We start from the raw sequence: 9,523 nt of genomic DNA, 5'->3' as shown, positions 1-9,523 counted from the left end.
ACGCGGCGAGCGTGCGCTGCGCCCGGGCCACGTCGCCGTCGAGCACCTGGGCGCTGAGCTCCTTGGCCAGCCCGGCGGCGTTGACCAGGTGGGCGCGGGCCTGCCAGCCCCGGAACGCCACCCAGCCACCGGCGCTGAGCAGCACCGAGACGACGACCAGCCCGGTCAGCAGGATCCGGCGGACCCGGGCGCGCCGGCGCCGCCGCGAGCGCCGTCGGCGGCCGGGCGAAGGACCGGGTCCGGACACAAAATCCTCCTACGAGACGAATAAGACACTTTTCGCAATCGAGTTGCTTTCTAGCATGGAAAAGGGAGGCTTAGTTGGCTATTCCGCCGCTCTGTCGGCTTGCATCGCTTCTGCGAGTTTTGCTCGCTTCGGCGCCACACCCGCCGCCTCCTGCAGCAGGGCCTCGATCCGGTCCACGCCGGCCCGCATCGACATCTCCCGCAGGTACGCCCCCCGGCCCCGCCTACCCATGTCGATCCGGGCGGCCGCCGGGATGGCGGCGGCCAGCCAGAAGCGGTCGGCGAGCGCCGCCCAGTCCTCCGGCGGGCAGGACAGCCCCGCGCGGGCCCGCTCGACCAGCTCCGCCGTCTCCCCACCGGCGGAGGCGACCACCGGCGCGGCACAGGAGAGCGCGGCCTGGAGCTTGGCGGGCACGGTCCCCCGCAGCTCGGGCAGGTCGCGCTGCGCCACGAGCTGATAGTCGGCGGCCGCGTAGAGCTGCGGCATGTCCACGGCGGACCGTCGCTCGACGAACCGGACGTTGTCGGCGCCGAGCTCGGTGGCGAGCCCCCGCACCCGCCGCTCCTGCGGACCGGAGCCGACCAGCACCAGGTCCATCCGGTCGTCGAGCGCCGCCGCCGCGCGGACCGCCGTCTCCAGCCCCTGGCGCACGTCGATCGTCCCGGCGTGCATCACCACGCAACGGTCGTCCCGCCGGATGAGCCGGCGGACGGCCGGACCGGCCTGGGTCGGACGGAAGATGCGTTCGTCGGTCCAGTTGAGCACCGTACGCACCCGCGCCGGATCGGCCCCGCGGGCGCGCACCAGATCCGCCATGGACGGCGAGCTGACCGCCACCACTGCCGCCTCCCGGTAGAGGCGGCGCATGGCGGCCTCCAGCCGGGCCGGCGCCCGGTCGCTCTGCGCCGGGCCCGGCTCGTGCTCCGTCCAGACGTCCTGCACGTGCAGGACGGTGGGCGTACGCCCGAGCAGCCGCAGCAGCCCGGACGCCGCGAACGTGACCGCCGGGTGACCGAAGACGTAGAGCGCGTCGACGCCCCGCAGCAGGCCCCGCCCGGCGAGCGCGGCGCTGCCGGCGAAGGAGAGCCAGCTCGCGGTACGGGCCCGGGGCGTGCCGTCGCCGCCGGCGTACCGGGGCACCCGGCGTACGGTCAGCCGCTCGCTGTGCGTCTGGTGCCGCCAGCGCTGCCGCCAGCCCGGATAGACGTGGCCACCCGGATAGTCCGGGAACCCGGTAAGCACCCGTACCTCGTGGCCCCGGGCGACCAGCTCCTCGGCCAGGCTGCCCGGGACGAACGCCGGCTCCGGCGGGAAGTGGTACGACAGGATGCCGATCCTCATGTCCACGCTCCCGGCGCGGCTTGCCGGACGGGCGCGCGGCGCGGCGCGTACGATTCCGGCAACCCCTCTGCGTCCGGCCGCGACAGCCGGAAGAACGCCGTCGCGGCACTCTGCGCCGCGACCGTGCCGACGAGAGGGGTGCAGATGGTCGACGAGGTCCTCTTCGTCTGCCACGCGAACATGTGCCGGTCACCGATGGCGGAGTTCATCGCCCGCCGGATGCTGGCCGGTCTGCCGCTGGCGGTCGCCAGCGCGGGCACCGACGCGATCGACGGCGCCGCCATGCACCCGTACGCGGTCGAGGTGGCCGCCCGGACCGGCGCGGACCCGGCGGCCTTCCGCACCCGGCGGCTGCGCCCCGAGCACCTGACCGGAGCGGCGCTGGTGCTGACCGCGACCCGCCGCCAGCGCTCGGCCTGCACCGCGATGGCCCCGGCCACGCTGGCGCGGACGTTCACGCTCCGGCAGTTCGCCCGGCTGGCCACCGAGGCCCGGGCGGACGAGGCGGAGGCGGGCACGCCGTTGCGGGCGGCGGTGTCGGCCGCCGTGCGCGCCCGGGGGCGGCTGCAACCCGCCGCCCCCGACGTGGACGACCTGCGCGACCCGATCGGCGGCTCGCCGGCCGACTTCCGGCGGTGCGCGGAGGAGATCGAGCGGTCGATCCGCCCCGTGCTCGCGCTCATCGCGACAGCCGGGTGAGTTCCTGCGTCCGGTCGCCCCCGACGGCCTTGGCGCCCCGGCGGCTGCCGGCCCGGTCGGCCGGCACCGAGGGCGCGGCCGGCGGCACGACCACCTTGTACGCCTCGTACTGGTAGGCGTCCGACTTGGCCACCTTGGCCATGTTGAGCACGCAGCCGAGCAGGCGCACCGAGACCGAGCTGAGCGCGTTCGCCGCCGCCGCCACCTGGCTGCGCGAGGTCCGGCCCTGCTGGGTGACCAGGAGCGCGCCGTCGGCCTGCACGGCCACCACCACGCCGTCGGTGACGGCCAGCAGCGGCGCGGTGTCGATCACCACGATGTCCGCCGAGTCCCGCAGCGCCACCAGCAGGTCCGCCATGGACTTCGAGCCGAGCAGCTCGCTCGGGTTGGGCGGGGTGGCGCCGCTGGGCAGCACGAGAAGGGACTTCTCCCCCCAGCGCTGCACCACGTCACCGACCTGGACGTCGCCGACCAGCACGTCGGTGAGGCCGACGCCGCCGTCGAGGCCCAGGTAGTCGGCCACCTTCGGGCGGCGCAGGTCGGCGTCGATGAGAAGCACCCGCCAGCCCGCCTCGGCCAGCGCGATGGCGGTGTTGCAGGCCATCGTGGTCTTCCCCTCGCCCTGCAACGCGCTCGTGACCGCGATGACCCGGGCCGGCTCGTGCACGTCCACGAAGCGCAGGTTCGTGCGCAGTTTGCGGACCGCCTCGGCCCGGGCGGAGGTGGCCGCCGCGCCGACGATCAGCGGCGCCGCCTTCGCGCCGTTCTCGTACGGGATCTCGCCGAGCAGCGGGCTGCCGGTCACCCGTTGCAGCGCGGCGCCGTCGCGCATCCGGACGTCGGCCAGCCCGCGCAGCACGGCCAGCGCGGCGCCGAGCAGCAGGCCCAGCACACCGCCCATGACCAGGTTGCGCGTGGGCTGCGGCGAGACCGGGCTGGACGTCACCCGGGGACCACTGACGACCTCGATCTTGATCGGCGGGGCATTGCCGTCCGGCGGCGTCTCGACCTTGCGCACCAGCTCGGTGAACTTCGTCGCGAGCGTCTCGGTGGTCTTCAGCGCCCGGGTCTGGTCGGTGTCGGTGATCGTGGCCTTGAGCAGGACCGTGCCGGTCGTGCTGGCGGTCCGGATCCGGCTGCGCACCTGGTCGGCGGTGAGACCCAGCGGCGCGTCGGCCACCACGCTCTGCGCCAGCCGGTCGCTGGTGAGCAGGTCACCGTAGGACTTCACCCGCTGCTGAAGGAAGAGGCTGCCCTGGTAGGCGTCGGTGACGCCCTGGCTGGGCGTGGTGACGAAGAACGTCACCGAGGCCTCGTACCGAGGCGCCGTCCGGACCGTCACGAGCGCGGCGGTGCCCAGGGCGAGCATCACCGTCACCAACACGATCCACCAGTGGCGTCGGACCAGGCGCAGGTAGCCGAGAACGTCCATCACGCCCTCCCTAGCGACACGCCGGTCTGCCGATGAAACTGCACGAAAGCCCCCTAAAAGCACCCGTACCCGTGCCAGGATCGAATCGCCTATTCACGACGTTACGTGACTTGACGAATGTAAACGACCGAACAGGCACAGAAGGTCTAATCCTTTCAATCCGGATAGGACACAGAGGGCAGCCCATGGATCGTGAAGCCAGCACAGCAGTGCGACCGCACCGCCGGATCACCCACCGCGCCGCCACCCTTTCCCTGTTAACGCTGGACACGGCCGCGTGGTGCGGAGGATTTCTCGGCGCCGCCTGGACGAGGTACGAGTTCGACCTGACCGTCGCCGCCAGCGCCCGTACGCTCGGCCTGGCGCTGGCCTGCGCCGCGCTGTACGCCGCGCTCACGCTGCTGCGCTCCCGGATCTACGGCCGCTACCCGATCGGCAGCTCGGGGGACGCGCAGGGGCTCGCCGTCACCGTCGCGCTCGTCGCGGCCGTCGGCGCCGTCGCCGTGATGCAGTGGACGCGGCATCCCGTACCGGCCAGCACGCCGCTCGTCGGCGGCACGGTGGCGCTGGTGGTGATGGCGACCGCCCGCGGCCTGTGGCGTGCCCACGCCGACCGCCGGCCACCCGCCCCACGGAACGCCGAGCGCTGCCTGGTCTACGGGGTGGACGCGGCCAGCGAGCGGCTCGTCCGGGTGCTGCTGCAGGATCCCGACAGCAGCTACCGGCCGGTCGGCCTGCTCGACGACGCGGCCGACAGCCGCGGCCTGCGGCTGGAGGGGCTGCGCGTGCTGGGCGGCCGCGAGCAGGTCGGCGACGCCGTTCGGGCGACCGGGGCGACCACCGTCATCTTCTCGATGAGCGGCTCGGACCCGCAGCTGCTGCGCGACGTGCGTACCCGGACCCTGGAGGCCGGGGCGGCGTTCAAGGTGCTGCCGCCGGTGCGCGAGCTGCTCGACCGGCCGGTCGCCGCCACCGACGTGCGCGACGTCCAGCTCACCGATCTGCTGGGCCGGGCGCACCGGGTGGCGGAGCTGAGCGTGGAGCGGGGTGGGCTGGCCGGCCGGCGGGTGCTGGTGACCGGCGCCGGCGGCTCGATCGGCTCGGAGCTGTGCCGGCAGATCGCCCGCTGCGAGCCGGACGAGCTGATGATGCTCGACCGGGACGAGTCGGCGCTGCACGCGCTGCAGATGTCCCTGCACGGGCGCGCGCTGCTGGACGGGCCGGAGCTGATCCTGGCCGACATCCGCGACGCCGAGGGCATCGCCCGGGTGATCGCCGACCGGCAGCCCGACGTGGTGTTCCACGCCGCCGCGCTCAAGCACCTCACGCTGCTCCAGCGCCACCCCGGTGAGGCGATCAAGACCAACATCCTGGGTACGCTGAACGTGCTGGAGGCGTGCCGGGACGTCGCCGAGTTCGTGAACATCTCCACCGACAAGGCGGCCAACCCGGCGAGCGTGCTCGGCTACTCCAAGCGGATCACCGAGCGGCTCACCGCGTACCACGCGCAGCGGCTCAACGGCACCTACCTCAGCGTCCGGTTCGGCAACGTGCTCAGCAGCCGCGGGTCGGTGCTCACCGCGTTCCAGGCGCAGATCCGCGCCGGCGTGCCGGTCACCGTCACCCACCCCGACGTCACCCGCTACTTCATGACCGTCCAGGAGGCGGTGCACCTGGTGCTCCAGGCCGCGACCATCGGCCGGGGCGGCGAGGCGCTGGTGCTCGACATGGGCGAGCCGGTCCGGATCGCGGACGTGGCGCGCCGGCTCGCCGCCGAGGCGGACCGGCCCGTGGAGATCGTCTTCACCGGGTTGCGGCCCGGTGAGAAGCTGCACGAGCACCTGTTCGGCGCGGACGAGGTGGACACCCGCCCGCTGCACCCGCTGATCTCCCACGTCCCGGTGCCGGAACTGGACCCGGACGAGGTGCGGACGCTGGACCCGTACGCGGAACCGGACGAGCTGATCAAGCGACTGGCGGCGTTCTGCGAACCGGCCGGCGCCGCCCTGCCGGCGCTGCCCGGCCAGCGCTGACCGGAGCCGGTGGGACGCCCGCCCACGAGATGGGACGAGCTTCCCACCGGCCCAGCTCGCCGCCGGTCCCGGCGGCCGTTAGGCTTGGAACCGGTGTGCCGGGAAGCCTGGTCGGCGATGGATTCGCCGACCCCAGCTCCCGAACGGACGCCGCATGACCCACACCCCACCTCCGTCGCGCCTGCTCTCCCGCCGCTCCTGGCCGGAGGCCCGGTTCCTGGCCGACGTGCTGCGCACCGAGACGGTCGGCGGCGCTCTGCTGCTTCTCGGCGCCGTGATCGCGCTGATCTGGGCCAACTCGCCGTGGCGCGCCGGGTACGCGGAACTGAGCCACTGGGTGCCCTGGCCCGGCGGCGCGGGCTGCACCTCGACCTCAGCCTGCGCACCTGGGCCGCCGACGGGTTGCTGGCGATCTTCTTCTTCGTGGTGGGCCTGGAACTCAAACGCGAGTTCGTCGCCGGTGACCTGCGTGACCCCCGCCGGGCCGCGCTGCCGGTGATCGCGGCCGTCGGCGGCATGGTCGCGCCCGCGCTGATCTACCTGGCGGTGACGCTCAGCGCCGGCGGCGCCGGACTGCGCGGCTGGGCCATCCCCACCGCCACCGACATCGCGTTCGCCCTCGCCGTGCTCGCCGTGGTCAGCTCCCACCTGCCGCAGGGGCTGCGCGCGTTCCTGCTCACCCTCGCGGTGGTGGACGACCTCTTCGCGATCACCATCATCGCGGTGTTCTACACCGCTGACTTCCACCCGCTGCCGCTGCTCGGCGCGCTGCTGCCGATCGCCGTGTTCGGGTTGCTCGTGCAGCGGCGCCGCACCTGGTGGTGGGCGCTGATCCCGCTGGCCGTGACCGCCTGGACGCTCGTGCACGCCTCCGGCGTGCACGCCACGGTCGCGGGCGTGCTGCTCGGCTTCACCGTGCCCGTGCTGCGCGGACGCGACGGCTCACCCGGCCTGGCCGAACGGCTGGAGCACCGCTGGCGGCCGGTCTCCGCCGGCCTGGCCGTACCGGTCTTCGCCTTCTTCGCCGCCGGGGTGACGCTGGTCGGCGTGGACGTGGGCGGCGTGCTCAGCAACCCGGTGGTGCTCGCGGTCGCCGCCGGACTCGTGCTGGGCAAGGTCGTCGGCGTGTTCGGCTCGACGTACCTGCTCGCCCGGTTCACCCGGGCCGAACTGGACGAGGAGATCACCTGGGCCGACCTGCTCGGACTCGCGCTGCTGGCCGGCATCGGCTTCACCGTGTCGCTGCTCATCGGCGAGCTCGCGTTCGGCACGGGCAGCCCGGAGGAGGACGGCGTCAAGGTGGCGGTGCTGCTCGGCTCGCTGACCTCCGCCCTGCTCGCCTCGGTGGTGCTGGTCCGCCGCAACCGGGTCTACCGCCGGATCAGCGAACGGGAGAACCGGGACGCCGACGGTGACGGCATCCCGGACGTCTACCAGGGCGGAACCGCCTGACCCGCGTCGCGCCGGCCGTCCCCGGAGCGGGAACGGCCGGCGCGACACGGGCCGATCAGTTCAGCTCCGCCACCGCCTCGAAGATCAGCCACAGGCCGCAGATGGCGAACAGCACTGCCGCGCCGTAACGGATCGCCCGCTCCGGCAGGTGCCGGCCGAGCATCCGGCCCACCAGGATCGCCAGCGCGTCCGCGGCGACCATACCGAGCGTCGACCCGAGCCAGGTGCCGAACCAGCCGTACTTGGTGGCCAGCGTGATGGTGGCGAGCATGGTCTTGTCGCCCAGCTCGGCCAGGAAGAACGCCACACCCACCGCGAGGATCGCCGACTTGCCGCTGCGTTCGGCCTTGCGCTTCTCCTCCTCGGTCAGCTTGTCGCCGCGCAGCGTCCACGCGCCGAATCCGAGGAACGCCAGGCCGGCGATGAGCGAGATCCAGCCGGTGGGCAGCGCGGCGTTCAGGCCGTACCCGATGGCCACCGAGGCCAGGTGCACGATCGCGGTGGCGATCGTGATGCCGATGAGCACCGGCACCGTCTTGAACCGAGTGGCGAATGTCAGCGCCATGAGCTGGGATTTGTCGCCCAGCTCCGCAACGAAGATCACGCCGAAGCTGACCACCAGCGCGACGAGGAAACCCTCCATGTGAACCTTCCCGATCAAGCCGGGAGGAGGAACGGGGGCGCCCTCGACCCGGCTGCGACAGCCTGAGTCGAAGGTCTCGCCCGCCCCGGAGACCGGGGCCGCGTGGCCGGATGCGGAACGCACCAGTGTGTCGACCACGACATTGGGGGCTACTCCCCTTCGCGCAGCCAGCCTAGCCGATCACCCGCCGGGCCCGTCAGCGGGTGTGGCCCGGACCACCCAGGCCCTCAGTCGGCCCGGGCCAGGCTCACCCCGAACAGCCCGCCCGGGTCGGTCCAGAACGCCTGCCGGGTGAACCCGGCGGCGGTCAGCTCGGCCGCGATCCCCTCCGGCCGGAACTTGGCCGACACCTCGGTGCGCAGCTCCTCGCCGGCGGCGAACACGACGTCGGTGTCCAGCACCCGCACCGTCGCCGGGCGCTCGGCGCGCAGCCGCATCTCGATCCACTCCCGCTCCGGGTCCCAGACCGCCACGTGCCGGAACGCGTCGACGTCGAAGTCCGCGCCCAGCTCCCGGTTGATCACCCGGAGCACGTTGCGGTTGAACTCGGCGGTCACGCCCGCCGCGTCGTCGTACGCGGGCACGATCACCGCCGGGTCCTTCACCAGGTCGGTGCCGATCAGCAGCCAGTCGCCGGTCTCCAGCGCCGCGCGCATCGCGGTGAGGAACCCGGACCGCTCCACCGGCAGCAGGTTACCGATCGTGCCGCCGAGGAACGCGACCAGGCGCCGGCCGCCGGTGGGCAGCCGGTCCAGGTGGCGGGTGAAGTCACCGACGATCCCCCGCACCCGCAGCCCCGGGTACGCGGCGGCGATCTGCTCGGTGGAGGAGCGCAACGCGCTCACCGACACGTCCAGCGGCACGAACGTGCCCAGGTCGCCGTGCCGGGTGAACGCGTCCAGCAGCAGGCGGGTCTTCTCCGACGAGCCCGACCCCAGCTCGATCAGCGTCTTCGCGCCGGTCAGGGTGGCCACGTCGTCGGCGTGCGCGGCGAGCACGGCCCGCTCGGCCCGGGTCGGGTAGTACTCCGGCAGGCGGGTGATCTCCTCGAACAGCTCGCTGCCCCGGGCGTCGTAGAACCACTTCGGCGGCAGCCACTTCGGCGTCGCGGCCAGCCCCACCCGTACGTCCTCCCGCAACCCACGGTCGAGGTCCCGCTCCTCCAGGTGGATCTCCAGCGGCTCCGCGCTCATCAGGTGTCCTCTCTGTCCTGCCGGTGATGGGAAGAACGTCAGGCGGCGGTCAGCTCCCGCACGTCGAACCGGCCCGTGGACGCCACCACGAGCCGGCCGTCCGGCACCGCCTGCCAGGCCGGGTCGTCGTCGAACGGTTCGGAGGCCAGCAGCACCGAGTCCGGCCCGCGACGCGCCGACAGCGCGTGGCCGCCCGTGCTCGCCACCACCGTCGTACCGTCGGTGAGCAGCAGGTTCAGCCGTGAGCCGGGAGCGGCTGCGGCGACCGCCGCGACCGTGTCGGCGACCGCCTCGTCCGGCGGCGCCCCGGCGCGCAGCCGGTGCCGGACCAGCGCCCACAGCAGCGCCGAGTCGGTCGGCACGTCGAGCGTGATCAGGTCGCGCACGGGCAGGCCGGCGGCGATCGGGACCAGGCTGTCCGGCCAGCCCCGCACCACGCCGTTGTGGCTGAACAGCCACCGTCCCTCGGCGAACGGGGCCGCC

General features: G+C 73.4%; 6 protein-coding genes and 3 pseudogenes. 3 read left to right on the top strand and 6 right to left on the bottom strand.

Annotated features, from left to right (window positions below; translation table 11 throughout):
• Both MCBG_RS03185 and MCBG_RS03180 read right to left on the bottom strand, forming a co-directional pair.
• Window positions 1-247: pseudogene (locus tag MCBG_RS03185) on the bottom strand (hypothetical protein); the annotation flags it as partial.
• Window positions 248-325: 78 nt separating this feature from the next.
• Complete coding sequence (locus tag MCBG_RS03180) at window positions 326-1,588, bottom strand: glycosyltransferase family 4 protein (protein WP_043323726.1); 1,263 nt, start codon at window positions 1,586-1,588, stop codon at window positions 326-328.
• 144 nt (window positions 1,589-1,732) lie between these two features.
• Between MCBG_RS03180 and MCBG_RS03175 the strand changes: the two genes are divergently transcribed.
• Window positions 1,733-2,287, top strand: coding sequence for an arsenate reductase/protein-tyrosine-phosphatase family protein (locus tag MCBG_RS03175; protein ID WP_043330096.1), 555 nt, complete (start codon window positions 1,733-1,735; stop codon window positions 2,285-2,287).
• Here MCBG_RS03175 and MCBG_RS03170 read toward each other — a convergent pair.
• Window positions 2,268-3,719: a tyrosine-protein kinase domain-containing protein gene (locus tag MCBG_RS03170; protein WP_043323724.1), complete on the bottom strand. Its 1,452-nt coding sequence runs from the start codon at window positions 3,717-3,719 to the stop codon at window positions 2,268-2,270. The genes MCBG_RS03175 and MCBG_RS03170 overlap by 20 nt on opposite strands.
• Before the next feature lie 185 nt (window positions 3,720-3,904).
• Between MCBG_RS03170 and MCBG_RS03165 the strand changes: the two genes are divergently transcribed.
• Both MCBG_RS03165 and nhaA read left to right on the top strand, forming a co-directional pair.
• A complete protein-coding gene (locus tag MCBG_RS03165) occupies window positions 3,905-5,752 on the top strand; it encodes a nucleoside-diphosphate sugar epimerase/dehydratase (protein ID WP_043323722.1) in 1,848 nt (615 codons plus the stop codon).
• A gap of 154 nt (window positions 5,753-5,906) precedes the next feature.
• Window positions 5,907-7,204 (top strand): annotated as a pseudogene (nhaA, locus tag MCBG_RS03160) (Na+/H+ antiporter NhaA).
• 55 nt (window positions 7,205-7,259) lie between these two features.
• Here nhaA and MCBG_RS03155 read toward each other — a convergent pair.
• The 3 genes and pseudogenes from MCBG_RS03155 to MCBG_RS03145 form a co-directional block, all read right to left on the bottom strand.
• On the bottom strand, window positions 7,260-7,847 hold the full coding sequence (locus tag MCBG_RS03155; RefSeq protein ID WP_043323720.1) for a TMEM165/GDT1 family protein: 588 nt from the start codon (window positions 7,845-7,847) through the stop codon (window positions 7,260-7,262).
• A 227-nt stretch (window positions 7,848-8,074) separates the two neighbouring features.
• Window positions 8,075-9,040: an L-histidine N(alpha)-methyltransferase gene (gene egtD, locus MCBG_RS03150; RefSeq protein WP_043323718.1), complete on the bottom strand. Its 966-nt coding sequence runs from the start codon at window positions 9,038-9,040 to the stop codon at window positions 8,075-8,077.
• A gap of 38 nt (window positions 9,041-9,078) precedes the next feature.
• Window positions 9,079-9,523 (bottom strand): annotated as a pseudogene (locus tag MCBG_RS03145) (ergothioneine biosynthesis protein EgtC); the annotation flags it as partial.

Origin of the sequence: Micromonospora sp. M42, from assembly GCF_000568915.1 — a bacterium.
Classification (GTDB): Bacteria; Actinomycetota; Actinomycetes; order Mycobacteriales; family Micromonosporaceae; genus Micromonospora; species Micromonospora chalcea.
This window is presented reverse-complemented; position numbering and strand designations above follow the sequence as displayed.

What these genes read in the sequence shown, in the direction of transcription:
- MCBG_RS03180 (WP_043323726.1), bottom strand. Translation starts at nt 1,588, where the DNA reads ATGAGGATCGGCATCCTGTCGTACCACTTCCCGCCGGAGCCGGCGTTC.
- MCBG_RS03175 (WP_043330096.1), top strand. Translation starts at nt 1,733, where the DNA reads ATGGTCGACGAGGTCCTCTTCGTCTGCCACGCGAACATGTGCCGGTCA.
- MCBG_RS03170 (WP_043323724.1), bottom strand. Translation starts at nt 3,719, where the DNA reads ATGGACGTTCTCGGCTACCTGCGCCTGGTCCGACGCCACTGGTGGATC.
- MCBG_RS03165 (WP_043323722.1), top strand. Translation starts at nt 3,905, where the DNA reads ATGGATCGTGAAGCCAGCACAGCAGTGCGACCGCACCGCCGGATCACC.
- MCBG_RS03155 (WP_043323720.1), bottom strand. Translation starts at nt 7,847, where the DNA reads ATGGAGGGTTTCCTCGTCGCGCTGGTGGTCAGCTTCGGCGTGATCTTC.
- egtD (WP_043323718.1), bottom strand. Translation starts at nt 9,040, where the DNA reads ATGAGCGCGGAGCCGCTGGAGATCCACCTGGAGGAGCGGGACCTCGAC.